This window comes from Burkholderia sp. BCC1988 (assembly GCF_905339895.1).
Taxonomy (GTDB): Bacteria; Pseudomonadota; Gammaproteobacteria; order Burkholderiales; family Burkholderiaceae; genus Burkholderia.
Genome location: NZ_CAJPHA010000008.1, coordinates 97,064 through 120,652 on the forward strand (window position 1 = coordinate 97,064; position 23,589 = coordinate 120,652).

Consider the following 23,589-nt stretch of genomic DNA (forward strand, 5'->3'; position numbering starts at 1 on the left):
CGTTGAAGGCGGCGCGCATTCGTTCCTGGTTGCTAGCCCGGCAGCACCGCGCCGGTCGCCTGCCAGCGCGCGACGTAGCCGGGCAGCTCGTGCATGTCGTCGAATACGTGACGCGCGCCGATCCCTCGCAACGCGTCGATCTGCGCGGCCGACGCGTGCCCGCCGCCGACGAAGCCGAGCACGGTCATGCCGGCCGCGGCGGCCGCGGTGATGCCGGTCACGCTGTCCTCGACGACGAGGCATTGCGCGGGCACCGCGCCGAGCGCACGCGCGGCCGCGAGATACACGTCGGGCGCCGGCTTCGGCCTCGCCACGGCGTCCGCGCAGAACAGCCGGTCGCCGAAGAAGCGCGCGAGGCCGGTGCGCGCGAGCGCCGCCTCGACGTACGCGCGGTAGCTGTTGCTCGCGCACGCGGTCGTCAGGTTGAGCGCCGCGAGGGCCTTGTCGATGCCGTCGACCATCGGCGCGTTGACGGCCGCCGCCTCGACCGCGCGGCGGATCGCGTCGACGTCGCCGGCCGACAGCGTGCGGCCGACGGCCTCGCCCGCGCCGGCCAGCACGCGCTCGATGCGCAGCCCGAGCAGCGGCATCACCGCCGGCCGCGCGTCGACACCCGGCCAGCGCGCATCGAGCTCGCGCACGATCACGTCGGCGGCGACGGCCTCGCTGTCGATCAGCACGCCGTCGCAGTCGCAGATCAGCACGTTCATCCCGTGACCGAACGCGCGTTCGCCGGTAGCAGCTTCGCCGGTAGCGCTCATTTGACCGCCCCGAACGTGAGCCCGCGCACGAGCTGCTTCTGCGACAGCCAGCCGACGATCAGGATCGGCGCGACCGCGAGCAGGGAAGCCGCGGACAGCTTCGCCCAGAACAGCCCCTCGGGGCTCGAGTACGACGCGATGAACACGGTGAGCGGCGCGGCGTTCGAGCTCGACAGGTTGATGCTCCAGAACGCCTCGTTCCACGACAGGATCACGAGCAGCAGCGCGGTGGACGCGAGCCCCGGCAGCGCCATCGGCATCAGCAGGTAGACGATCTCCTGCCACGTCGACGCGCCGTCGATGCGCCCCGCTTCGAGGATGTCCTTCGGGATCTCGTTGAAGTACGTGAAGGTCATCCACACCGCGATCGGCAGGTTGATCAGCGTGTACACGATCACGAGGCCCGACACGGTATCGAGCAGCCCCGCGTTCTTCCACAGCAGGTAGATCGGCACGAGCACGCCGACCGACGGCATCATCTTGGTCGACAGCATCCACAGCAGCACCTTCTGCGTGCGGTGGTTCGGGAAGAACGCCATCGCGTAGGCCGCCGGCACCGCGAGCAGCAGCGAGATCACCGTGACGCCCGCCGAGATCAGCACCGAGTTCCACGCGAACGCGAAGTAGTTGCTGCGCGCGAACACCTCGCGGAAGCTGTCGAGCGTCGGCATGAAGAACAGCGTCGACGCGTACGCCTGCTGCTCGGTCTTGAACGCGGTGATCGCCATCCAGAAGATCGGGAAGAACAGCAGCAGCGCGAGCAGCCATGCGAGCGCGCCGGGCAGCGCGCGCCGCACGAGGTCGAATGCAGCCGGCGCGCGCCGGCCTTCCAAAGTCAGGTCGCTCATTTCTCGTACTCTCCCTTCAGGTTGCGCGCGAGCATCCGCACCAGGAAGAACGACACGACGTTCGCGACCACGACGGCGATGATCCCGCCCGCGGATGCGAGGCCGACGTCGAACTGCTGCAGGCCGAGCGCATAGATCAGGTACGACAGGTTGGTCGTCGCATCGCCGGGGCCGCCGCCCGTCGTCGTGTAGATCTCCGCGAAGATCGACAGCAGGAAGATCGTCTCCATCATCACGACCACGGCGATCGCGCGCTTCAGGTGCGGCAGCGTGATGTAGAAGAACATCGCGATCGGGCCCGCGCCGTCGATGCGCGCGGCTTCCTTCTGCTCCTGGTCGAGCGACTGGATCGCGGTGAACAGGATCAGGAACGCGAACGGCAGCCACTGCCACGCGACGATGATGATCACGGCGGTGAGCGGGTAATCGGCGAACCAGTCGACCGGCGTCATCCCGAGCGCGCGCACCGCGTTCGCGACGAGCCCGTACACCGGATGCAGGATCATGTTCTTCCAGATCAGCGCGGCGACCGTCGGCATCACGAAGAACGGCGCGATCGCGAGCAGGCGGGCCACGCCTTGCCCGTAGAACTTGCGGTCGAACAGCACGGCCATCAGCACGCCGCCGACCACGGTGATCGCGAGCACCGCGCCGATCAGCACGAGCGTGTGCCAGATCGCGGGCAGGAACGACGGATCGGTCGCGAGGAAGCGGTAGTTGTCGATCCCGGCGAAGCCCTTCACGTCCGGGTTCAGCAGGTTGTAGCGCGAGAACGAATACCAGATCGTCATCGCGAGCGGGATCGACATCCACAGCAGCAGCACCGCGACGGACGGCGACACGAGCCAGCTGGCGCCGCCGCGCGCGCGGCGCGGCGCGCCCGGCGGCGACGATGCGTCGCCGACCGGCGACGCATGGCTCAGGGGAAGACGCAAATGACGCATGATCGGAGTCCCTCCGGTTGAGACGCGGGCACGAACGGCCGGCCCGCCTTTCTGCATCGGCGACGCGCACCGTGCGCGGCAGCGCGCACGGTGCCAGCCGCGTTACTTCTTGTAGCCGGCCTGCCGGACCGCACGGTCGGCCGCCGCCTGCCCGGCGGCGAGCGCCTGGTCGACCGTCATCTGGCCGGCCACCGCACCCGCGATCGCCTGCCCGACCACCGTGCCGAACGACTGGAATTCAGGAATCCCGACGTACTGCACGCCCGTGTACGGCACCTTCTTCAGCGACGGATCGTTCGGGTCGGCCGTCTCGATCGCCTTCAGCACGAAGTCCGAGAACGGCGCGGCGGCCTTGTACTCGGCGCGCTGGTAGGTCGACGTGCGGGTGCCCGGCGGCACCGACGCCCAGCCTTCGTCCTTGCCGACCATCTCGATGTACTGCTTCGACGTCGCCCATGCGATGAACTTGCGCGCGGCGTCCTGCTGCTTCGACGTCTTCGGCACGGCCAGCGCCCACGCCCACAGCCAGTGCGAGCCCTTCGGCGTGGCGGCGACCGGCGCGGCGGCGAAGCCGATCCGGTCGGCGACCTGCGACTGCTGTTTGTTATAGAGCATCCCGGCCGCGACCGTCGCGTCGATCCACATCGCGCACTTGCCCGACGCGGTCAGGGTCAGGTTCTCGTTGAAGCCGTTCGAGCTCGCCCCCGGCGGGCCGTCTTTCTTCAGCAGGTTCACGTAGAAGCCGATCGCCTTCTTCCATTCCGGCGACGTGAGCTGCGCGTTCCAGTTCTCGTCGAACCAGCGCCCGCCGAACGTGTTCACGACCGTCGACACGTACGCCATGTTCTCGCCCCAGCCCGCCTTGCCGCGCAGGCAGATCCCGTAGGTGCCCTTCGCCTTGTCGGTGAGCTTGTCCGCGAACTCGGCGATCTGGTCGTAGGTCGGCTGGTCGGGCATCTTGAGCCCCTTCGCCGCGAACAGGTCCTTGCGGTAGAACGTCATCGAGCTCTCGACATAGAACGGCAGCGCATACAGCTGGCCGTTGTACGACAGGCTGTCGCGTGCGGTCTTCACGATGTCGTTCAGGTCGTAGTCGGCGGGCAGCCCCGTGATCGGCGCGAGCCAGCCGCGCTTGCCCCACTGCGGCGTCTCGTAGGTGCCGATCGCCATCACGTCGAACTGGCCGCTGCCGGTCGTGATGTCGGTGGTCGCGCGCTGGCGCAGCACGTTCTCCTCGAGGATCACCCAGTTCAGCTTGATGTCAGGGTTCGCCTTCTCGAACGCCGGCGACAGCTTCTTCAACTCGATCATGTCCGGGTTGTTCAGCGTCGCGATCGTCAGCGTGCCGGCGGACGCCGCGCACGCGGCCGTCGCGAGCGCGGCCCCGGCGAAGCAGCGTACGGCGGCATCGAGCATCTTTCGTTGCATGGCATGTCTCCTGTGATTGTTCGAACTGTCGTCGGTGTTGCGTATTGCGTATTGCGTGTGTCGCGTTGCTGCACTTCCTTCGCGGCCCGTCACGCCGGCCGCTGCATCCCGCACGCGCGCGCATAGTGCGCGATCACGTCGCGTATCCGGTGGCGCACCCAGGCGCGCGGCTCCTTCGCGAGGCCGCCCGCGCGGCACGCCGCGTACACGTCCGGCAGCCACTGCGCGACGAGCGTTTCGGGCACCGGCTGCCGCGCGAGGTTGTCGAACAACTGCTCGACCGCCGCCGCGACGGCCGGCTGCAGCCAGTAGTAGCGGATCCGGTCGCTGTAGCTGAACTGGCGCGCGAGCCGCTGCTCGGTCTCGTCGCCGCGGTAGTACGGCGCCCAGTGCTCGGGCTGCGCGCGCATCGCGGCGTCGACCACGTCGCGCAGCTGCGAGCGCTGCGCGCCGTCGCCGATCAGCGCGTCCTCGATGAAGGTGAGCGCGAACAGCGCCTCGCGCAGCGCGAAGGTCAGCGCGGGGCCGACCTTCAGCACCGCGAAGTGGTCGCGCACGAGCGCGGCGAGCGCGCCTTCGGTCTGATAGTCGGTCGAATGCGCTTCGAACACGAGGCGCGGCGTGCGCAGGATGCTTGCACCGAGCGATGCGGCCTTCGCGCTGTCGTAGTCGAGCACGTGGCGATCGTCGAAATCGACGCCCGGTTGCGCGACGATCGCGACCACGCGCGTCCATGCGTCGTCGAGCCCGGCCGCCGCGAATGCGCTGCGATGCGCGTCGAGCGTCGCGGCGATGCTGTCGCTGCGCGTGACCGCGATCCGCGCGATCGCATCGCCGGCTGCGTCGCCGGCCACTTCGCCGCCCGGCGTCGGCACCTCGGTGCCGATCACGTAGACGGGCGCGACGCCGGCGCGCGCCGCCGCGTCTTCGGCCGCGCGGCACAGCCCGGCCGCGCGCGCGGCGATCGTCCGGTCGTCGAGCCGCGCCGGATCGTCCGCGCACGCCATGCTCGCATCGAGGTGGATCTTCTCGAACCCGGCTTCGACATACGCGGCGACCATCGCCGCCGCTTCGCGCATCGCGTCGGCCGCGCGGCGGTGCCGCCACGGGTTCGGTCCCAGATGGTCGCCGCCGAGCACCAGCGCCGACGGCGCGAGCCCGCAGCGCTGCGCGATCGCATCGACGTCGCGCCGGAAATCGGCGGGCGTCATGCCCGTGTAGCCGCCGAGATGGTTCACCTGGTTGCAGGTCGCCTCGATCAGGAGCGGCGAGCCGTCCGCGCGCGCGGCCTCGCACGCGGCCTCCAGCACGAGCCGGTGCGCGCTGCAGACCGAATAGATGCCGCGCTGCGCCTGCGCGCGGTTCGCGTCGAAGATCATCCGCAGCACGGCGCCGGCGTGCGCGCTGCGCGGGCGTTCGACAGTGGAAGTCAGGCCGGGCATGCGACACCTCGTTCGGTCAGGAAGCGGTCGATCTCGGCCGCGCTGCTGTTGCCCTCCATCGGGCCGCGCCGCGTGACCGCGATCGCGCCGGCCGCGTTCGCGCGGCGCAGTGCGACGTCGATCGGCAGGCCGGCGACGAGACTCGCGACCAGCGTGCCGCCGAAGCAGTCGCCGGCGCCGGTCGGATCGCGTTCGTCGACGGGATAAGCCGGCGCGTCGACGCGGCTCGCACGGTCGAACGCGACGCTGCCGGCCGCGCCGCGCTTGAGCACGACGCGTTCGAGCAGCGGATGCGTCGCGAGCAGCCCGGCGATCGCGCGCTCGGCCGGCTGCGGCCCGCAGAAGAACGGCAGGTCGGCCTCGCTCGGCAGGAACAGGTGACACGCGGCGAGCAGCGTGTCGAGCGCCGCGCGCATCGGGCGGAAGCTCAGCATCTCGGGCCGCACGTTCGGGTCGAACGACACCTTCGCGCCGGCGCGCGCCGCCTCGATCACGCCGCGCTGGACCGCCGCGATCGCCGATTCGCTCGTCAGCGACGAGCCCATCACGTGGAAGTAGCGGCAGCCGTCGAACATCGATGTATCGACGTCCGATGCGTCGACGCACGCGGCCGCGCTGGTCGACAGGCTGAACACGAAGCTGCGCGAACCGTCGTCGCGATACGCGACGAACGCGGTGCCGGTCGGACGTGCGACGCGACGGATGCGCGCGACGTCGACGCCGTCCCGCTCGAGCCGCGCGACGATCGCGTCGCCGAACGCGTCGCGGCCGACGCAGCCCGCATACGCGACGCGCACGCCGAGCCGCGCGGCCTGGTCGGCGAAGATCGCCGGCGCGCCGCTCGGGAACGGGCCCGCGAACAGGCCCGGCACGTCGAAGCCCTGGCCGCGCTCGGCGGCGACGAATTCGGCCAGCAGTTCGCCGGCAACCACGATCTCCGCCATCATGCGTGTCCTCGTGCGGCGGCGGCCGCGCGCGGCACGAACGCCAGGGGTAAGCGTGCGAGCGGCGCCACTTCAGCTCATCCAGTTGCCGCCGTCGACGTTCAGCGTCTGGGCGGTGATGTAGTCGGCGTCGGCCGACGCGAGGAACAGCGCAGCGCCCGTGAGGTCGCCCGGCACGCCCATCCGGCCGAGCGGCACGGCTTCGCCTACGACCCGCTTCTTTTCGCCGAGCGGCCGGTTCTCGTAGCGCGCGAATAGCGCATCGACCTGCTCCCACATCGGCGTGTCGACCACGCCCGGCGCGATGCCGTTCACGTTGATCCGGTGCGGTGCGAGCGCGAGCGCGGCCGACTGCGTATAGCTGATCACCGCGGCCTTGGTCGCGCAGTAGTGCGAAACGAGTGCCTCGCCGCGACGCCCCGCCTGCGACGACATGTTGACGATCTTGCCGCCGCGGCCCTGCTCGACCATCCGCTGCGCGACCGCCTGCATCAGGAAGAACAGCCCTTTCACGTTGACCGCGAACAGCCGGTCGAACACGTCCCAGGATTCGTCGAGGAGTGGGCGCATGTCGAACAGCGCCGCGTTGTTGAACAGGATGTCGACGCCGCCGAAGCGCTCGACCGCGGTCGCGACGATGCGCGCAATGTCGTCGCGGCGCGTGACGTCCGCGGTAACGGCCACCGCCCGGCCGGGATTTTGCTCGATCAGCCGCGCAAGCGAGCCGCTCGGCGGCTTCACGTCGACCAGCACGCAGCGCGCGCCCTCGTCCAGATAGCGTTGCGCGACCGCTTCGCCGATGCCGCTTGCCGCGCCCGTCAGGATCGCGACCTTGTCTGCCAGTCTCACTGGTTGTCTCCGGTTCGTTCTGCTGCACGAAGGCCGCGAGGTGAGCGAACGCTCGCCGGCCGATCAATTGCTCTGTTGTTGATCGAATGATCGGATACGCGATTCATGCTGTCAAGGCGACACGGCGGCTTTCGATGATGCGCTGCGGCACGGCCGCGCCGTGCGCCGGCCGGCGACCCGCGCCCGGCAAGGCGCAGCGGGCTGGGTGCGGCGCGGCTGAAACGGCGCTGAAGGGGACGGAGCGCGTGCATCGGCAGGAATTCGGGCTGCACGGCATGGAGATACGTTATATCATCGCGATACTTCGTTTCATTGCCTGCTTCACGCCATGGCCACCTCATCGCCCATCGACGCCCGGCTGTCCCGGGCCGACGCATTCGCCGCCGAGCACGGGCTCGCGTGGACGCCGCTGCGCCGCCAGGTCTACGAACGCGTGCTGGCCGCGCAGCGCCCGATCGGCGCGTACGACCTGCTCGCCGAGCTCGAGCCGCAACGCGGCCGCGTGCCGCCCACGACCGTCTATCGCGCGCTGGATTTCCTCGTCGAGCACGGCTTCATCCACCGGATCGAATCGAAGAACGCATTCTTCGCGTGCTGCGAGATCGGCGTGCCGCACGAAGGCCAGTTCCTGATCTGCGACTCGTGCGGCGAGACCGTCGAGATCCCGGGCAGCGACCTCGCGAAACAGTTGTCCGCGAGCGAGCCCGCGCACGGGTTCGAAGTCCACCATCAGGTCGTCGAGCTGAACGGCCTGTGCGGGCACTGCAAGGGCAAGCCCGCGCAACGCTGACACCGCACCGCGCGGCGCACCCGCCGCCCCTTCCAACGAGGAGTTTCATGTCCATTGCCCTGAAGCGCGCGCCGCGGCGCGCCCTGCCGCTTGCCCGCCTGCTGGCCGCCGCTGCTGCCGCGCTGTCGATCGCGGCGCCCGCGTTCGCGCAGGCCGCGACCGTCAACGTGGTCGCCGCCGAGAATTTCTATGGCGACGTCGCGTCGCAGATCGGCGGCCGCCATGTCGCGGTAACCAGCATCCTCAGCAGTCCCGACCAGGATCCGCACCTGTTCGAAGCGAGCCCGAAGACCGCGCGCGCGCTGCAGCACGCGCAGGTCGTGATCTACAACGGGGCGAACTACGATCCGTGGATGGCCAAGCTGCTGTCCGCATCGAAGCAGGCGAAGCGCGCGACGATCGTCGTCGCGGATCTCGTCGGCAAGAAGGCCGGCGACAACCCGCACCTGTGGTACGACCCGGCAACCATGCCGGCCGCGGCGCGCGCGATCGCGGCCGAGCTCGGCCGGGCCGACCCGGCGAACAAGGCCGACTACGACGCGAACCTGCAGAAGTTTGTCGCGTCGCTGAAGCCGATCGACGACAAGGTCGCCGCGCTGCGCGCGCAGTACAAGGGCGTGCCGGTGACGGCCACCGAGCCGGTGTTCGGCTACATGTCCGATGCGATCGGCCTCGACATGCGCAACCAGCGCTTCCAGCTCGCGACGATGAACGACACCGAAGCCAGCGCGCAGGACGTCGCCGCGTTCGAGAACGACCTGCGCAAGAAGCAGGTGCGCGTGCTGATCTACAACAGCCAGGCCGAAGCGCCGATGACCAAGCGCCTGCTGAAGGTCGCGCGCGACGGCGGCGTGCCGAGCGTCAGCGTCACCGAGACGCAGCCGGCTGGCAAGACCTTCCAGCAATGGATGGCCGGCCAGCTCGACGCGCTCGCGGCCGCGCTTTCCGCCAGCAAGAAATGATTCACGCTACGACATGACCGCCACTCCCCACGCACTCGCACTCGATCGCGTCACGCTCGAACTGGGCGGACGCACGATCCTGCGCGACGTGAGCTTCTCGATCGAACCCGGCGAATTCGTCGGCGTGCTCGGGCCGAACGGCGCGGGCAAGACGACGCTGATGCGCGCGGTGCTCGGCCTCGTGCCCGTCACGGGCGGCACGCTGTCGGTCGGCGGCGTGCCGGTCGTGCGCGGCAACGCGTCGATCGGCTACATGCCGCAGATCAGAAGCGGCCTCGCGAATCGCCGGATGCGCGGCTACGACTTCGTCGCGATGGCCGCCGACGGCCACCGCTGGGGGCTGCCGCACACGAACGCCGCGACGCGGCGCGACGTCGACCGCGTGCTCGACCTCGTCGGCGGCCCGACGCTTGCGCGCCGGCCGCTGTCGGAACTGTCGGGCGGCGAGCGGCAGCGCCTGCTGCTCGCGCAGTGCCTGCTCGGCAGCCCGAAGCTGCTGCTGCTCGACGAGCCGCTGATCAGCCTCGACCCGAACCACCAGCGCGGCGTCGTCGAACTCGTGCGCAACGTCCAGCGCGAGCTTGGCATCACCGTGCTGTTTTCCGCGCACGAACTGAATCCGCTGCTGAACGCGCTCGACCGCGTGCTGTATCTCGGCAACGGCGTCGCGGCGCTCGGCACCGTCGACGAGGTGATCACGAAACCCGTGCTGTCGCGCCTGTACGGCTCGCCGATCGACGTGATGCGCGTGAACGGCAGGATCTTCGTGATGTCGGGCGACGTCGAAATCGAGAAGCACGATCACGAACACGAGGACGACGACGGCCACTCGCACGGCGGCGGCGGTCACGATCACGGTCACCACCACCACGGACACGCTCATCCCGGGCATTCGCACGATGTTTGAATACGACTTCATGATCAACGCGTTCGCCGCGTCGGGGATCGTCGCGGTGCTCGCGGGCATCGTCGGCTACTTCCTGGTGCTGCGCGGACAAACCTTCGCCGGCCACGCGCTGTCGCACGTCGGCTTCACCGGCGCGACCGGCGCGGTGCTGCTCGGCATCTCGCCGATCTGGGGGATGGTCGGCTTCACGCTCGCGGCCGGGATCGGGATGGGCGCGCTCGGCGAACGGCTCGCGGGCCGCGACGTCGCGATCGGCGTAATCCTGTCGGGCGCGCTCGGCTTCGGGCTGCTGTTCCTGCATTTCTACACGTCGTTCGCGACGCAGGTCACCGCGCTGCTGTTCGGCAACGTGCTCGCGGTCAGCCACGATACGCTCGCGGTGCTGGCCGGCATCGGCGCGGTGAGTCTCGTCGCGCTCGCGCTGATCGCGCGGCCGCTGCTGTTCGCGTCGCTGCAGCCCGAGCTGGCCGAAGCCAAGGGCGTGTCGCTGCGCACGGTGTCGATGCTGTTCCTCGCGGTGTGCGCGCTCGCGGTGGCCGCGGCGACGCAGATCGTCGGCGTGCTGCTCGTGTTCACGCTGCTGGTCGGGCCGGCCGCAGCCGCGCAGAACGTGTCGACGCGGCTGTCGACCGGCGTGCTGCTCGCCGCGCTGTTCGCGCTGTTCGAAGCGTGGGCCGGGATCGCGCTTGCGTATCACACCGACTGGCCGACGAGTTTCTGGATCACCGCGCTGTCCGCGCTCGTGTATGGGGCGAGCCTGTTGCGGCGACGCACATGACGTTCAGCGGGCGCTCGACAGGGCGCCGCGCATGTCGCACGCACTCCAAAGGCGTGCATGGAATCAGCGGGGAATGCGTGACCATCGAATCGACGATCGATTACGCGCGACTGAGAAACTTGCTGATCGCGCAGAAGCCGGTTCCGATCCCCGGCTCCTCCGTGCGCGCGTACGGCACGATTACCGTCAAATGAAGCGAGTCGCGTACCGAGCCGCGGTGACCGCGTGGGTACTCGTGGCATCCGTGTCGCTTGCACGGCTGTGCCTCACTCACGAATCGTTCGCACTACCGATACCCGAGCGCGCGTGGGCTTGGCTCGTCACGCATGTTCCCGGGTTCTGGGACGGCGAGTCGGGCGATGATCTCGTCATCGTCGTGCATTTGCTGATAGCGCTTGCGGTCGTGATACCGGTGACCTGGCTCGCCTTGCGCACGCTGCGAAAGTGGAAGCGCCGCACCACTCGCTGATGGCGGATGGCGCGGCCGGTTTATCGCACTAACGTGCCAGCACCCGCGCATGATGCGCGACGTGATCGGCGATGAACGTCGAGATGAAGTAATAACCGTGGTCGTAGCCCGCATGGCGGCGCAGCGTCAGCGGCTGGCCGGCCTTCTCGCACGCGGCTTCGAACACGTCGGGGTTCAGCTGGTTCGCGAGGAACTGGTCGGCGAGGCCCTGGTCGACGAGAATGCCGTCCGCGAACTTCGGCGCATCCGCGCGCGCGACGAGCTCGCTTGCGTCGTGCTGTTTCCACGCTTCGCGATCGTCGCCCAGATAACCCGAGAACGCCTTCTCGCCCCATGGGCAGCGCGTCGGCGCGGCGATCGGCGCGAACGCCGACACCGACCGGTACAGGTCGGGGTGACGCAGCGCGAGCGTCAGCGCGCCGTGCCCGCCCATCGAGTGGCCGAAGATCCCGAGCCGCGCGCCGTCGATCGGCAGCTCGGCCGCGACGAGTTCGCGCAGCTCGCCCGTCACGTACGACTCCATCCGGTAATGCGTCGACCACGGCGCTTGCGTCGCGTCGACATAGAAACCCGCGCCGACGCCGAAATCCCACGCCTCCGACTCGCCCGGCACACCCGCGCCGCGCGGGCTCGTGTCGGGCATCACGAGCGCGAGGCCGTGCTGTGCCGCGTACTGCTGCGCGCCGCCCTTGATCGCGAACGTCTCCTCGGTGCAGGTGAGCCCCGCGAGATAGAACAGCGCCGGCACGCGGCCGTGCGCCGCCTGCGGCGGCAGGTACACCGAGAACTTCATCGGCAGGCCGATCGCCTTCGAATCGTGGCGATAGAAGCGTTGCTCGCCACCGTGGCAAGCATGCGAAGAAACGAGTTCGAGCATGGGGTTCCCTTCCGTTCAATACAGCACGATCGGGCGAATCGATTCGCCCTTCTTCATCGGGTCGACGCCGTCGTCGAGCATCTCGCGCGGCAGCGCATGTGTGATCAGGTCGAGCCGTGCCGCGCGACACGGCGAAGCCGTATCGTGTCCGGCATGATCCCCGATCCCGCTGCCCGTCGCGCGCGGGAAACGGCCGTCGGCTTGCCGCGAGGCGTCACCGCTGTCGCAACAGGACAATCCAGGACAAGTGCCCGAGTTTAAACGCCGCTCGTGAACCACGCATCCGTTCGCGCATACAGATCGATGAAACGCGCATGGCGGGCGGCCAGCGCGCGATCGTCGCGCGGCGCGGCGACGGGTGACGCAGCCGGCGCCAGCGTGCGCAGCGCGTCGTCGCGCCAGTGTCCGATCGCGACGCCGGCGAGCAGCGCGGCACCGCGCGTCGCGGCGTTCGGGCAATCGACCGCGTCCAGCGACGCGCCGAGCGCATCCGCGAGCAACTGGCGCCAGCGCGGATCGACCGAGCCGCCGCCGGCGAGGCGCAGCGTCTTCACCGGATCGGCCTGGTTCGCAGCGCGGATCGCATCGAGCCCCGCGCGCAGCGCGAACGCGACGCCTTCGAATGCGGCGCGCATCATCGTGCCGCGCGTGTCGCCGAGCCCGAGCCCGAGCCAGCCGCCGCGCGCATCGGGATTCATCCACGGCGAGCGCTCGCCCGTCAGGTACGGCAGGAAGCACAGCCGCTCGGACGCCGGCTGCGCGAACGCGTCGTCGTACGCATCCGCCCAGCCCGGATAGCCGAGCCAGCCGCGCACGGCTTCGAGCGCGAGCCCGACGTTCTGCATCGCGGCCATCGTGTAATAACCGTCGCCGGCTGCCGCGCGATAGCGGTGCAGCCCGCGCCGCGCGGGCGGCAGCGCATCCGCGAGCACGACGATCTGGCCGCCGCTGCCGGTGGTCAGCAGCGCGTCGCCGGCCGCGACGAGCCCGCTGCCGAGCGCCGCGCACGCGGTATCGGCCGCCCCCGTCGCCAGCGGCACGCCGGCCGGCAGCCCGAGTACCGCCGCGGCCTTCGCATCGAGCACGCCGCAGCGCGCGCCTGACGCCCGCACCGGCGCGAACCGGTCGGCCGGCAAGCCCAGCGACTCGATCAGCGCCGTATCCCATGCGCCGTCCGGCGTCGCGAGCGCGGTCGCGCACGCGTCGCTCGGATCGGCCACGACCTCGCCGCCCAGCGCCACGCGCAGCCAGTCCTTCGGCTGCACGGCCCAGCGTGCGGCCCGCAGCGCCTGCGGTTCGTGCGCGGCCAGCCAGCGCAACAGCGGGCCCGCCATGCCGGGCGCGACGGGATTCGGTGCGACGGGCAAACCGGCGGCGGGCCAATCCGCCGCGTCCGCTTCGCGCACCGCGCGCGTATCGGGCCACAACAGCGCGGGCCGCACCGGCTGCCCGGCCGCGTCGATCAGCACGACGCCGTGCATCTGGCCGGAGAAGCCGATCGCGGCGACCTGCGCGCGCTCGCCGGCCGGCAGCCGCGCGGCAGCCCGCACGAGCGCCTGCCACCAGACATCGGGCGCGATTTCGGCCCAGCCGGGCTGCGGCGACGACAACGCATAGGGTTCGCTCGCGACCGCGCGCTCGACGCCATCGGCATCGAGCGTGACGAGTTTGACGGAGCCGGTGCCGAGGTCGATTCCGAGCAGGCGCATGACGGGATGGCGTAGTCGAGTGAACGGATATCGATGATAGCGGGATCGCGCCATGCGCCCCGATTTTTGCGACGCTTTCGGCCGCGCGGCGACGCGAAACCACGGCCGTGCACGACCGCCCTCGCCAGGCTGCACGTTGCCCGCCAAAACAGCCGCTCGCGGGTTAACCCGGCGCGATTTTTCGCCGGTCGTTTTTGCCACTATGCCGCACTCGCGATACACACCATAAAGCGGCCGATATTTGACACGGGTGTCCGCGCTATTTTGTAGGGCTATAAAACCGGGGAACCTCACTCCAGCGGCAGTTTCCCGATGATCGACACCCTGTTTCATGCCGACCAGGCATATCGAACCAGCAAAGAACGGAATAGAACCCAGCGCTCTTGTTGCGATGTGGCATTCCGCATAACTTCGTACCACCCCGAAAACAAGATCATGGAGTGAGACAGATGCAATCGAACACGGTCCATCCGTGCGATGAGGTGCTGCCGACCGGCAAGCTTGTAACGCTTGGTCTCCAGCACGTCCTCGTCATGTACGCCGGCGCCGTCGCCGTGCCGCTTATCGTCGGCGGCGCGCTGAAGCTGCCGAAAGACCAGATCGCGTTCCTGATCAGCGCCGATCTGTTTTCGTGCGGCATCGCCACGCTGATCCAGACGCTCGGCCTGTGGATCTTCGGGATCCGCCTGCCCGTCATCATGGGCTGCACGTTCGCGGCCGTCGGCCCGATGATCGCGATCGGCACCAACCCCGGCCTCGGCATTCTCGACATCTTCGGCTCGACCATCGCGGCCGGCATCATCGGCATCGTGCTCGCGCCGATGATCGGCAAGCTGTTGCGGTTCTTCCCGCCGGTCGTGGTCGGCACCGTGATCGCGGTAATCGGGCTGTCGCTGATGGAAGTCGGGATCAACTGGGCAGCCGGCGGCGTCGGCAACCCCGAATACGGCAGCCCCGTCTACCTCGGCCTGTCGCTGCTCGTGCTCACGCTGATCCTGCTGATCAACAAGTACGGCCGCGGCTTCCTCGCGAACATCTCGGTGCTGCTCGGCATCGTCGCCGGCTTCGTGATCGCGTTCGCGATCGGCCGCGTGAATACCGACGGCGTCGCGCACGCACCGTGGGTCGGCTTCGTGATGCCGTTCCACTTCGGCCTGCCGCACTTCGACCCGCTGTCGATCGCGACGATGGTCACGGTGATGTTCGTCACGTTCATCGAATCGACCGGCATGTTCCTCGCGGTCGGCGACATGGTCGATCGTCCGGTCAACCAGGACCGCCTCGTGCGCGGCCTGCGCGTCGACGGCCTCGGCACGCTGATCGGCGGCATCTTCAACTCGTTCCCGCATACGTCGTTCTCGCAGAACGTCGGCCTGATCGGCGTGACGGGCGTGAAGAGCCGGTTCGTCTGCGCGACGGGCGGCGTGATCCTGGTGCTGCTCGGCCTGTTCCCGAAGATGGCGCAGGTCGTCGCATCGGTGCCGCCGTTCGTGCTCGGCGGCGCGGGCATCGTGATGTTCGGGATGGTGGCCGCGAACGGCATCAAGGTGCTGTCGAAGGTCGACTTCGTGAACAACTCGCACAACCTGTTCATCGTCGCCGTGAGCGTCGGCATGGGCCTCGTGCCGGTCGTGTCGCCGCACTTCTTCTCGAAGCTGCCGCCCGCGCTCGCCCCGATCCTGCATAGCGGCATCCTGCTCGCGTCGGCCACCGCCGTGATCCTGAACGTCGTGTTCAACGGCGTGAAGGGCGAGAAAGACGCGCGTTGCGAGATCCGCCGCGCAGGGCACGACTTCGACGGACGCCCGGCCGACGTGCATCACTGATCGGTCCGACCCGGACGCGCCGAAGGACGGCGCGATACGGTAAAGGAAAAACGCCACGGCTTGCCGTGGCGTTTTGCTTTGCGGCGGCCGGCCGGGCGACGGTCGTGGTGACGCCGGCGATCGCCGCGATGGCGATCCGCCGTCGCAACAAACCGGCCGCACAAAAAAACGCCACGGACCTTCGTCCGTGGCGTTGTCGCATCCCGGGGACCGCGACTTCGGCGAACCGGCGCGGTCGCCCGCCCCTGCCCGCCGTCGTGCTTACCCGTTCGTCGCTGCCGCCGACGCAGCAGCCGGAGCAGCCGCCTTGTCGTAGTCGACCGTCTCGTCCGGTGCGCGCGGCGTCTCGCCCGCGTGCTGGATCCAGCCGCCGCCCAGTGCGCGGTACAGCGTGACGAGGTTCGTCCAGCGTGCCAGGCGCGCGCTGATCAGCGACTGCTGCGCCGAGTACAGGTCGGTCTGCGCGGTCAACACCGACAGGTAGCTGTCGACACCGTTCTTGTAGCGCAGGTCCGACAGGTCGAAGCGACGCTGCTGCGCGTGCTCGTTGCGCTCGAGCGCGGCGATCTGCTGGTCGTACGTGCCGCGTGCGGCCAGCCCGTCCGACACTTCGCGGAACGCCGACTGGATCGCCTTCTCGTAGTTGGCGATCTCGATGCGCTTCTGCACGTTCGCGAGGTTCAGGTTCGCGATGTTCTGCCCGCCTTCGAAGATCGGCATCGTGATCTGCGGCGCGAACGACCACGCCGCGGTGCCAGCCTTGAACAGGCCGCCCAGCGTCGGGCTGCCGGTGCCGAACGCGCCCGTCAGCGAGATGCGCGGGAAGAACGCCGCGCGTGCCGCGCCGATGTTCGCGTTCGCGGCCAGCAGCGTCTGCTCGGCCTGCATCACGTCCGGACGACGCGTCAGCAGGTCGGACGGCAGACCGGCCGGCACGTCCGTCAGCAGGTTCTGCGCGTCGAGCGGCATGCCCGCCGGCAGATCGTCCGGCAGCGGCTCGCCGATCAGCAGCACCAGCGCGTTCAGTGCCTGCGCACGCGCGCGCGCCTGCGCCTGCTGGTTCGCGAGCGCCGTCTCGACGACCGTCTGCGCCTGACGCAGCTCGAGCTCGGAGCCCGTGCCGTTGTCGAACTGCAGCTTGGTCAGGTCGTAGGATGCCTGGGCCGACTTCAGCGTGTTTTCCGTGACCTGCAGCAGGTCGTCGGTCGACAGCAGCGTCAGGTACTGATCCGCCACCTGCGACACCAGCGAGATCTCGGCGGCCTGCCGTGCGTACGACGTCGACAGGTACTGCGCGAGCGCCTGATCCTTCAGGCTCTGCACGCGACCGAACAGGTCGAGTTCCCACGACGCGGAAACGCCGACGTTGTAGGCCCGCGAGATATACGGCGCACCCGTCTGCGACAGGCCCTGCGGCACGCGCTGGATGCTGCCCGTGCCCGTACCGTCGAGCGTCGGAAACAGGCCCGCGCGCGTGATCTGGTACTGCGCGCGCGCCGCCTCGATGTTCAGCACCGACACGCGCAGGTCGCGGTTGTTCTTCAGCGCGATCTCGATCAGCCGCTGCAGGCGCGGATCGACGAAGAATTCGCGCCAGCCGATGGCGGTCGCCGCCTGGCCGTTCGCGCTGCGCGCGCCGGCAGCACCCGGCTGCGTCGCATAGACGCCGCCGGCCGGGTACGCCTGCGCGACGGGCGCGTCGGGCCGCGTGTAGTGCGGCGCCATCGTGCAGCCCGTGGCCAGCAGCGCGACCGCGATTGCAGTCAAAGCGTGTTTTTGCATCATCACTGTCCCTTGTTGCCTTCGTCGCCGTTGCCCGGCTTCTCTTCGTGGTGCGAGTGCTCCTGCGCCAGACGCAGCGCCTGGTCGACGTCTTCCTTCTCGCCGCTGAAGATCGCGCGGATCTTCACGAAGAACATCGGGATCATGAAGATCGCGAGGAACGTCGCCGTGATCATCCCGCCGATCACGCCGGTACCGATCGCGTGCTGGCTGGCCGAACCCGCGCCGTTGCTGATCGCGAGCGGCATCACGCCGAGAATGAACGCGAGCGACGTCATCAGGATCGGACGCAGCCGCAGGCGCGCCGCTTCCAGCGCAGCCTCTATCGGCCCCATCTTCTCCGTCATCTGCAGTTCGCGCGCGAATTCGACGATCAGGATCGCGTTCTTCGCGGACAAGCCCACCGTGGTCAGCAGGCCGACCTGGAAGAACACGTCGTTCTCGAGGCCGCGCATCGTCGCCGCGAGCAGTGCGCCGACCACGCCTAGCGGCACCACCATGATCACCGAGAACGGGATCGACCAGCTTTCATACAGTGCCGCGAGACACAGGAACACGACGAGGATCGAGATCGCGTACAGGATCGGCGCCTGCGAGCCGGACTGGATTTCCTGGAACGACAGGCCGGTCCACGAATAGCCGATACCGACCGGCAGCTTCTTCGCGAGCCCTTCCATCGCGGTCATCGCCTGACCGGTCGACTTGCCCGGTGCGGCCTGACCCTGGATTTCCATCGCCGACACGCCGTTGTAACGCTCGAGCTTCGGCGAACCGTACGTCCAGTGACCGGTCGCGAACGCGCTGAACGGCACCATCCCGCCCGAACCGTTGCGCACGTACCAGATGTTCATGTCCTCCGGCGTCATCCGGAACGGCGCATCCGACTGCACGTACACCTTCTTGATCCGGCCGTCGGTGTCGAGGAAGTTGTTCACGTACTTCGACGCCCACGCGATCGAGAACGTCTGGTCGATCGCATCCGCCGTCACGCCGAGCGCATTCGCCTTCTCGCGATCGATGTCGACCTTGTACTGCGGCGTGTCGTTCAGCCCGTTCGGACGCACGCCCTGCAGCGTCGGATCCTTCGAGGCCATCCCGAGCAGCTGGTTACGTGCGGCCATCAGCGCGTCGTGGCCGAGACCGGCGTTGTCCGTCAGCTCGAAGTCGAAGCCGGCGGCGGTGCCGAGTTCCGGAATCGACGGCGGGTTGAACGGGATCACGATCGCGTCCTTGTAGCCCGAATAGCGCCCGAACATCCGGCCGATCAACGCCTGGACCTTCTGGTTCGCGTGCTGGCGCTGCGAGTAGTCCTTCAGGCGCACGAACACGAGACCCGAGTTCTGGCCGCGGCCGGCGAAGCTGAAGCCGTTGACCGTGAACGCCGATTCGACGATTTCCTTCTCGTCCTTCAGCAGGTAGTCGGAAATGTTCGCGAGCGTCTTCGCGGTCGTTTCCTGCGTCGAGCCCGACGGCGTCTGCACGATCACGAACATCAGGCCCTGGTCTTCATCGGGCAGGAACGACTTCGGCAGGCGCACGAACAGCAGGCCGACCGCGACGATCACGACCAGGTAGATGATCAGCCAGCGACCCGAGCGCTTGATCACGTGGTGCACGCCGACGTGGTACTTGTCGCGGCTGTTGTTGAACGTGCGGTTGAACCAGCCGAAGAAGCCCTTCTTCTCTTCGTGATGGCCCTGCGGGATCGGCTTGAGGATCGTCGCGCACAGGGCGGGCGTCAGAATCAACGCGACCAGCACCGACAGCACCATCGCCGACACGATCGTCAGCGAGAACTGACGATAGATCGCGCCGACCGACCCGCCGGAGAACGCGACCGGCACGAACACCGCCGACAGCACGAGCGCGACGCCGACGAGTGCGCCGGTGATCTGGCCCATCGCCTTGCGGGTCGCCTCCTTCGGCGACAGCCCCTCTTCCGCCATCACGCGCTCGACGTTCTCGACCACCACGATCGCATCGTCCACCAGCAGGCCGATCGCGAGCACGAGGCCGAACATCGACAGCGTGTTGATCGAGAAGCCCACCAGCGACATGATCGCGAACGTGCCGAGCAGCACGACCGGCACCGCGATCGTCGGGATGATCGTCGCCCGCAGGTTCTGCAGGAACAGATACATCACGAGGAACACGAGCACGATACCTTCGAGCAGCGTCTTGACCACTTCCTCGATCGACAGCTTCACGAACGGCGTCGTGTCGTACGGATACTTCACGACGAGACCGTGCGGGAAGAACGGTGCGAGCTCGTCGATCTTCGCGCGCACGGCCTTCGCGGTCGCGAGCGCGTTTGCGTTGGTCGCGAGCTGGATACCGAGTGCCGCGGTCGGCTGACCGTTGTACTTCGTGTCGAAGTTGTAGTTTTCGCCGCCGAGGCCGATCTGCGCGACGTCCTTCAGGCGCACCTGCGAGCCGTCCTGGTTGACCTTCAGCAGGATGTTGCCGAACTGCTCGGGCGTCTGCAGCAGCGTCGATTCGGTGATCGTCGCCTGCAGCACGGTGCCCGGCTTGGCCGGCGTGCCGCCGATCTGGCCGCCCGCGATCTGCACGTTCTGCGCAGTGATCGCGCTCGTCACGTCGACCGGCGTGAGGCCGTAGTTCGTCAGGCGGGTCGGGTCGAGCCAGATCCGCATCGCGTACTGCGAGCCGAACAGCGTGACGGTACCGACGCCGTTCAACCGGCTGATCGGATCCTTCACGTGCGACGCCACGAAGTTCGCGAGGTCGTACTTGTTCATGCTGCCGTCTTCGGAGTTGAAGGCGAGCACCAGCAGGAAGCTGCTGCTCGACTTCGTGACCGACAGACCGAGCTGCTGCACGACCTGCGGCAGAACCGGCGTCGCGAGCGACAGCTTGTTCTGCACCTGGACCTGTGCGATGTCGGCGTTGGTGCCCGGCGCGAACGTCAGCGTGATCGTGGCGTTGCCCGAGTCGTCACTCGTCGACGACATGTACAGGAAGTTGTCGAGACCGCTCATCTGCTGCTCGATCACCTGCGTCACCGTGTCTTCCACCGTCTTCGCGGAAGCGCCCGGGTAGTTCGCGGTGATCTGGATCGATGGCGGCGCGATCGTCGGATACTGCGCGATCGGCAGCGTGAAGATCGCCGCAACCCCGGCCAGCATCAGGATGATGGCGATCACCCACGCGAAGATCGGGCGATCGATAAAAAACTTTGCCATGAAACAGGCTCCCTGTTATTGCGCGCTCGAAGCAGCGGCGGCGCTCGCCGGCGCTGCGCCCGATGCGGCGGCGCCGGACGCGGCGGCGGCGCCGGAACCGGCGGCAGCCGGCGCGGCGGTGGCAGCGGCGACACCCGATGCGGCACCGGCCGCCGGTGCGAGTTGTGCCTCCACCGACTTCACGGTCGCGCCCGGACGCACCTTCTCGCCCCCCTGCACGATCACGTGGTCGCCCGCCTGCAGACCGCCTTCGACGATCCAGTCCTGGCCGCGCATGCCCGCCGTCTTCAGCGGACGCGGCTCGACCTTGTTGCTCGCGTTCACCACCATCGCGATCGCCTGGCCCTTCTGGTCATGCGTGACGCCGATCTGCGGCACCAGGAACGCGTTCTCGTTCACGCCTTCCTCGATCCGTGCGCGCACGAACATCCCCGGCAGCAGCACGCGGCCCGGGTTCGGGAAGACCGCGCGGATCGTCACCGAGCCGGTGGCCTGGTCGACCGTCACGTCGGAGAACTGCAGCTTGCCGGCTTCGGAGTACGTCTTGCCGTCTTCCAGGATCAGCGACACCTTCGCCGCGCCCGGGCCGCTCGTCTTCAGGCGGCCGCTCTGCACGTCCTGGCGCAGCTTCAGCCCGTCGAGGCTCGACTGCGTCAGGTCGACATAGACCGGATCGAGCTGCTGCACCGTCGACATCAGCGTCGCCTGGCTCGCCTGCACGTACGCGCCCGGCGTCACCTGCGAAATGCCGACGCGGCCGGTGATCGGCGAGACCACATCCGTGTAGCCGAGATTGATCTGCGCGGTGTCGACCGCCGCCTTGCCGGCCGCGACGTCCGCCGCGGCCTGCCCTTGGGTGGCCACCGCGTTGTCGTAGTCCTGCTTGCTGACCGCGTTCGCGGCCACCAGCACCTTGTAGCGCGCGACCAGCGCGTTCTGCGTGACGAGGTTCGCCTGCGCCTTCGCGAGCGTCGCCTTCGCGCTGTTCAATGCAGCGAGGTACGGCGCCGGATCGATCTTGTACAGACGCTGGCCGGCCTTGACGTCGGTGCCTTCGGTGAATTCACGGCGCAGCACGATGCCGTCGACCCGCGCGCGGACCTGCGCGACGAGGAATGCGCTGGTACGGCCCGGCAGTTCGCTGTAGACCGGCACGGCTTGCGGCTGGACGGTGACGACGCCGACTTCCGGCGTTTGCGGCGGCGGTGCCGATTCTTTTTTTCCGCATGCAGCCAGGAAAACCGCGGCTGCCGCGACAGTGATCAAGCGGTATGGAACCCGTTCGACGCGCATGGAGCGACCTCTGTGTGTAACCAATGGAATGAGTGCGGCGCACGGACGGAGCGCCACACGGATGCGCCTCGCGGCGCAGATCGAACACCTGAATTACTGGACTACTGGATACAGCAAGTCGGCACGAGACCTCCATGCCGACGAGATGCCGCGAACTGCGGACTGGTACTTTGGCGGGAATCAGCAGAGTGGGATATTAACTGATTGCCACTTTGGTCATTCGATCGTAGGGTGGTATTGTATATACATTCACGAATGTATGTAAAAAGCCCGCTCGTCCGTCGCCAACCGCCAAGTCTTACGAATTATTACCAGTCGCAAGCATAGCCCGTCCGCACAGCCGCGACGAGGGTTACGGACCCTATATTCACCTACGATCGATCCATTCAGGCCTGCACATGGTCAGACGCACCAAGGAGGAGGCGCTCGAGACGCGCAACCGCATTCTCGACGCCGCCGAACACGTGTTCTTCGAGAAGGGCGTGTCGCACACGTCGCTCGCGGACATCGCCCATCACGCCGGCGTGACGCGCGGCGCGATCTACTGGCATTTCGCGAACAAGAGCGAGCTGTTCGACGCGATGTTCGACCGCGTGTTCCTGCCGATCGACGAACTCAAGCGGATGCCGCTCGACGCGCCCGGCGGCAATCCGCTGGAGAAGATCCGCAAGATCCTGATCTGGTGCCTGCTCGGCGTGCAGCGCGACTCGCAGTTGCGGCGCGTGTTCAGCATCCTGTTCATGAAGTGCGAGTACGTCGCGGACATGGAACCGCTGCTGCAGCGCAACCGCGCGGGGATGAGCGAGGCGCTGCACGCGATCGATGCCGATCTCGCGGGCGCCGTGCGGCTCAAGCTGCTGCCCGAGCGGCTCGACACGTGGCGCGCGACGCTGATGCTGCACACGCTCGTCAGCGGTTTCGTGCGCGACATGCTGATGCTGCCCGACGAGATCGACGCCGAGCAGCATGCGGAACAGCTCGTCGACGGCTGCTTCGACATGATGCGTTACAGCCCGGCGATGCTGAAGACGGGCGACTGACCGGCTCAGGCCGCCTTCGCGCGTTGCGTGCGGGCCCGCCGGTTCGACGCGGCCACCGAATCGCGCGTCGGCATCGCCGCGCCGCCGAGTCCCGCGATCCATGCGTCGGTCGACATCACGGCCGCGAAATTCGACTGGAACACCACCGTGTACGCGCGGTGAATCTCTTCGGCGCTCGCCGCGCCCGCTTCGTTCTCGTACGGCAACGCGCCGGTCGCGTCCGCCAGGTATTCGACGGCGAGCCCCGCGTGGGCCGCGTGATAGACCGTCGACGCATTGCAGTTGTGCGTCATGTAGCCGACGACCGCGAGCGTATCGATGCCGTGCGCGTCGAGCCACGCGGCGAGATCGGTGCCGGCGAACGAACTGGCCTGCGCCTTCACGATGAGGTGCGCATACGGCCGGTCGGCGACGACCGGATGCAGCGCGACACCGTCGGTGCCCGGTGCGAAGATCGGCGCGCCCGCCGGCGCGACGTGCTGGACGATGATCACCGGCACGCCGGCCGCGTGCGCGGCGTCGATCGCGCGGCCGATGTTCGCCAGCGACGCGTCGACGGGCGGATATTCGATCGGCAGGTTGCCCGTCACGTATTCGTTCTGGACATCGATCACGATCAGGGCACGGCGGGAAGCGGAAGACGATACGACGTTCGACATGGCAGGCTCCGGGTTCGGCCGCGCCGCCCCGCTCCGGAACGGGGCGGACAGCAGCGCGATGCGATGCATTGTCGGATT

General features: G+C 68.2%; 22 protein-coding genes. 8 read left to right on the forward strand and 14 right to left on the reverse strand.

Annotation, left to right across the window (positions count from 1 at the left end; all coding sequences use genetic code 11):
- Window positions 1–32: 32 nt before the first annotated feature.
- The 7 genes from U4012_RS13540 to U4012_RS13570 form a co-directional block, all read right to left on the reverse strand.
- On the reverse strand, window positions 33–761 hold the full coding sequence (locus U4012_RS13540; RefSeq protein WP_321799167.1) for an HAD family phosphatase: 729 nt from the start codon (window positions 759–761) through the stop codon (window positions 33–35).
- Window positions 758–1,609, reverse strand: a complete 852-nt coding sequence (locus tag U4012_RS13545) for a carbohydrate ABC transporter permease (RefSeq protein WP_044844472.1) — start codon at window positions 1,607–1,609, stop codon at window positions 758–760. The genes U4012_RS13540 and U4012_RS13545 overlap by 4 nt, the downstream gene beginning before the upstream one ends.
- Window positions 1,606–2,553 (reverse strand): sugar ABC transporter permease, encoded by a 948-nt coding sequence (locus U4012_RS13550; RefSeq protein WP_321799169.1) that lies wholly within the window; start codon window positions 2,551–2,553, stop codon window positions 1,606–1,608. Before U4012_RS13550 ends, U4012_RS13545 begins: the two co-directional genes overlap by 4 nt.
- 102 nt (window positions 2,554–2,655) lie before the next feature.
- The gene (locus U4012_RS13555) at window positions 2,656–3,981 is read right to left on the reverse strand and encodes an ABC transporter substrate-binding protein (RefSeq protein ID WP_044844474.1); all 1,326 of its coding nucleotides are present in this window, start codon (window positions 3,979–3,981) and stop codon (window positions 2,656–2,658) included.
- Window positions 3,982–4,070: 89 nt separating this feature from the next.
- Entirely contained in the window at window positions 4,071–5,423 is a 1,353-nt protein-coding gene (locus tag U4012_RS13560; RefSeq protein WP_321799171.1) for a D-tagatose-bisphosphate aldolase, class II, non-catalytic subunit, read from the reverse strand.
- Complete coding sequence (locus tag U4012_RS13565; protein WP_044844545.1) at window positions 5,411–6,367, reverse strand: sugar kinase; 957 nt, start codon at window positions 6,365–6,367, stop codon at window positions 5,411–5,413. Before U4012_RS13565 ends, U4012_RS13560 begins: the two co-directional genes overlap by 13 nt.
- A 72-nt stretch (window positions 6,368–6,439) precedes the next feature.
- Window positions 6,440–7,216, reverse strand: a complete 777-nt coding sequence (locus U4012_RS13570; RefSeq protein ID WP_321799173.1) for an L-iditol 2-dehydrogenase — start codon at window positions 7,214–7,216, stop codon at window positions 6,440–6,442.
- A gap of 328 nt (window positions 7,217–7,544) precedes the next feature.
- Between U4012_RS13570 and U4012_RS13575 the strand changes: the two genes are divergently transcribed.
- From U4012_RS13575 to U4012_RS13600, 6 genes are read left to right on the forward strand one after another with little or no spacing between them, the layout of a single operon-like run.
- The gene (locus tag U4012_RS13575; RefSeq protein WP_014896195.1) at window positions 7,545–8,006 is read left to right on the forward strand and encodes a Fur family transcriptional regulator; all 462 of its coding nucleotides are present in this window, start codon (window positions 7,545–7,547) and stop codon (window positions 8,004–8,006) included.
- 47 nt (window positions 8,007–8,053) lie between these two features.
- Window positions 8,054–8,968 carry a metal ABC transporter solute-binding protein, Zn/Mn family gene (locus U4012_RS13580; RefSeq protein ID WP_044844477.1) on the forward strand — a complete coding sequence of 305 codons (915 nt, stop codon included), beginning with the start codon at window positions 8,054–8,056 and terminating at the stop codon, window positions 8,966–8,968.
- A 13-nt stretch (window positions 8,969–8,981) separates the two neighbouring features.
- On the forward strand, window positions 8,982–9,875 hold the full coding sequence (locus tag U4012_RS13585) for an ABC transporter ATP-binding protein (protein ID WP_044844478.1): 894 nt from the start codon (window positions 8,982–8,984) through the stop codon (window positions 9,873–9,875).
- Window positions 9,868–10,653 (forward strand): metal ABC transporter permease, encoded by a 786-nt coding sequence (locus tag U4012_RS13590; RefSeq protein ID WP_044844479.1) that lies wholly within the window; start codon window positions 9,868–9,870, stop codon window positions 10,651–10,653. Before U4012_RS13585 ends, U4012_RS13590 begins: the two co-directional genes overlap by 8 nt.
- Window positions 10,650–10,847 (forward strand): hypothetical protein, encoded by a 198-nt coding sequence (locus U4012_RS13595; RefSeq protein ID WP_321799179.1) that lies wholly within the window; start codon window positions 10,650–10,652, stop codon window positions 10,845–10,847. Before U4012_RS13590 ends, U4012_RS13595 begins: the two co-directional genes overlap by 4 nt.
- A complete protein-coding gene (locus U4012_RS13600; RefSeq protein ID WP_321799181.1) occupies window positions 10,844–11,122 on the forward strand; it encodes a hypothetical protein in 279 nt (92 codons plus the stop codon). The genes U4012_RS13595 and U4012_RS13600 overlap by 4 nt, the downstream gene beginning before the upstream one ends.
- A 28-nt stretch (window positions 11,123–11,150) precedes the next feature.
- Here the strand turns inward: U4012_RS13600 and fghA are convergent, their stop codons facing one another.
- From fghA to U4012_RS13615, 3 genes are read right to left on the reverse strand one after another with little or no spacing between them, the layout of a single operon-like run.
- Window positions 11,151–11,999 (reverse strand): S-formylglutathione hydrolase, encoded by an 849-nt coding sequence (fghA, locus tag U4012_RS13605; RefSeq protein WP_321799183.1) that lies wholly within the window; start codon window positions 11,997–11,999, stop codon window positions 11,151–11,153.
- A gap of 15 nt (window positions 12,000–12,014) precedes the next feature.
- Entirely contained in the window at window positions 12,015–12,278 is a 264-nt protein-coding gene (locus U4012_RS13610; protein WP_321799186.1) for a hypothetical protein, read from the reverse strand.
- Window positions 12,257–13,708 (reverse strand): xylulokinase, encoded by a 1,452-nt coding sequence (locus U4012_RS13615; RefSeq protein ID WP_321799188.1) that lies wholly within the window; start codon window positions 13,706–13,708, stop codon window positions 12,257–12,259. The genes U4012_RS13610 and U4012_RS13615 overlap by 22 nt, the downstream gene beginning before the upstream one ends.
- Window positions 13,709–14,157: 449 nt before the next feature.
- On the opposite strand from U4012_RS13615, the gene U4012_RS13620 reads away from it, so the two are divergent.
- Window positions 14,158–15,534, forward strand: a complete 1,377-nt coding sequence (locus U4012_RS13620) for a nucleobase:cation symporter-2 family protein (protein WP_185640842.1) — start codon at window positions 14,158–14,160, stop codon at window positions 15,532–15,534.
- Window positions 15,535–15,795: 261 nt separating this feature from the next.
- On the opposite strand, the gene U4012_RS13625 is transcribed toward U4012_RS13620, so the two are convergent.
- Genes U4012_RS13625 through U4012_RS13635 form a run of 3 tightly spaced genes read right to left on the reverse strand, consistent with a single transcriptional unit; the run spans window position 15,796 to window position 21,812 of the window.
- Window positions 15,796–17,319 carry an efflux transporter outer membrane subunit gene (locus U4012_RS13625; RefSeq protein ID WP_044844485.1) on the reverse strand — a complete coding sequence of 508 codons (1,524 nt, stop codon included), beginning with the start codon at window positions 17,317–17,319 and terminating at the stop codon, window positions 15,796–15,798.
- A complete protein-coding gene (gene bpeB / locus U4012_RS13630; protein ID WP_044844486.1) occupies window positions 17,319–20,519 on the reverse strand; it encodes an efflux RND transporter permease BpeB in 3,201 nt (1,066 codons plus the stop codon). The genes U4012_RS13625 and bpeB overlap by 1 nt, the downstream gene beginning before the upstream one ends.
- Window positions 20,520–20,534: 15 nt before the next feature.
- Window positions 20,535–21,812: an efflux RND transporter periplasmic adaptor subunit gene (locus U4012_RS13635; protein ID WP_124486935.1), complete on the reverse strand. Its 1,278-nt coding sequence runs from the start codon at window positions 21,810–21,812 to the stop codon at window positions 20,535–20,537.
- A gap of 398 nt (window positions 21,813–22,210) precedes the next feature.
- On the opposite strand from U4012_RS13635, the gene U4012_RS13640 reads away from it, so the two are divergent.
- Entirely contained in the window at window positions 22,211–22,852 is a 642-nt protein-coding gene (locus U4012_RS13640) for a TetR family transcriptional regulator (protein WP_124486934.1), read from the forward strand.
- 5 nt (window positions 22,853–22,857) lie between these two features.
- On the opposite strand, the gene U4012_RS13645 is transcribed toward U4012_RS13640, so the two are convergent.
- Window positions 22,858–23,511, reverse strand: a complete 654-nt coding sequence (locus U4012_RS13645) for a cysteine hydrolase family protein (RefSeq protein ID WP_321799197.1) — start codon at window positions 23,509–23,511, stop codon at window positions 22,858–22,860.
- Window positions 23,512–23,589 lie beyond the last annotated feature (78 nt).

What these genes read in the sequence shown, in the direction of transcription:
- U4012_RS13575 (WP_014896195.1), top strand. Translation starts at nt 7,545, where the DNA reads ATGGCCACCTCATCGCCCATCGACGCCCGGCTGTCCCGGGCCGACGCA.
- bpeB (WP_044844486.1), bottom strand. Translation starts at nt 20,519, where the DNA reads ATGGCAAAGTTTTTTATCGATCGCCCGATCTTCGCGTGGGTGATCGCC.
- U4012_RS13595 (WP_321799179.1), top strand. Translation starts at nt 10,650, where the DNA reads ATGACGTTCAGCGGGCGCTCGACAGGGCGCCGCGCATGTCGCACGCAC.
- U4012_RS13590 (WP_044844479.1), top strand. Translation starts at nt 9,868, where the DNA reads ATGTTTGAATACGACTTCATGATCAACGCGTTCGCCGCGTCGGGGATC.
- U4012_RS13550 (WP_321799169.1), bottom strand. Translation starts at nt 2,553, where the DNA reads ATGCGTCATTTGCGTCTTCCCCTGAGCCATGCGTCGCCGGTCGGCGAC.
- U4012_RS13615 (WP_321799188.1), bottom strand. Translation starts at nt 13,708, where the DNA reads ATGCGCCTGCTCGGAATCGACCTCGGCACCGGCTCCGTCAAACTCGTC.
- U4012_RS13585 (WP_044844478.1), top strand. Translation starts at nt 8,982, where the DNA reads ATGACCGCCACTCCCCACGCACTCGCACTCGATCGCGTCACGCTCGAA.
- U4012_RS13625 (WP_044844485.1), bottom strand. Translation starts at nt 17,319, where the DNA reads ATGATGCAAAAACACGCTTTGACTGCAATCGCGGTCGCGCTGCTGGCC.
- U4012_RS13560 (WP_321799171.1), bottom strand. Translation starts at nt 5,423, where the DNA reads ATGCCCGGCCTGACTTCCACTGTCGAACGCCCGCGCAGCGCGCACGCC.
- U4012_RS13645 (WP_321799197.1), bottom strand. Translation starts at nt 23,511, where the DNA reads ATGTCGAACGTCGTATCGTCTTCCGCTTCCCGCCGTGCCCTGATCGTG.
- U4012_RS13635 (WP_124486935.1), bottom strand. Translation starts at nt 21,812, where the DNA reads ATGCGCGTCGAACGGGTTCCATACCGCTTGATCACTGTCGCGGCAGCC.
- U4012_RS13545 (WP_044844472.1), bottom strand. Translation starts at nt 1,609, where the DNA reads ATGAGCGACCTGACTTTGGAAGGCCGGCGCGCGCCGGCTGCATTCGAC.
- U4012_RS13580 (WP_044844477.1), top strand. Translation starts at nt 8,054, where the DNA reads ATGTCCATTGCCCTGAAGCGCGCGCCGCGGCGCGCCCTGCCGCTTGCC.
- U4012_RS13540 (WP_321799167.1), bottom strand. Translation starts at nt 761, where the DNA reads ATGAGCGCTACCGGCGAAGCTGCTACCGGCGAACGCGCGTTCGGTCAC.
- fghA (WP_321799183.1), bottom strand. Translation starts at nt 11,999, where the DNA reads ATGCTCGAACTCGTTTCTTCGCATGCTTGCCACGGTGGCGAGCAACGC.
- U4012_RS13555 (WP_044844474.1), bottom strand. Translation starts at nt 3,981, where the DNA reads ATGCAACGAAAGATGCTCGATGCCGCCGTACGCTGCTTCGCCGGGGCC.
- U4012_RS13565 (WP_044844545.1), bottom strand. Translation starts at nt 6,367, where the DNA reads ATGGCGGAGATCGTGGTTGCCGGCGAACTGCTGGCCGAATTCGTCGCC.
- U4012_RS13600 (WP_321799181.1), top strand. Translation starts at nt 10,844, where the DNA reads ATGAAGCGAGTCGCGTACCGAGCCGCGGTGACCGCGTGGGTACTCGTG.
- U4012_RS13620 (WP_185640842.1), top strand. Translation starts at nt 14,158, where the DNA reads ATGCAATCGAACACGGTCCATCCGTGCGATGAGGTGCTGCCGACCGGC.
- U4012_RS13640 (WP_124486934.1), top strand. Translation starts at nt 22,211, where the DNA reads ATGGTCAGACGCACCAAGGAGGAGGCGCTCGAGACGCGCAACCGCATT.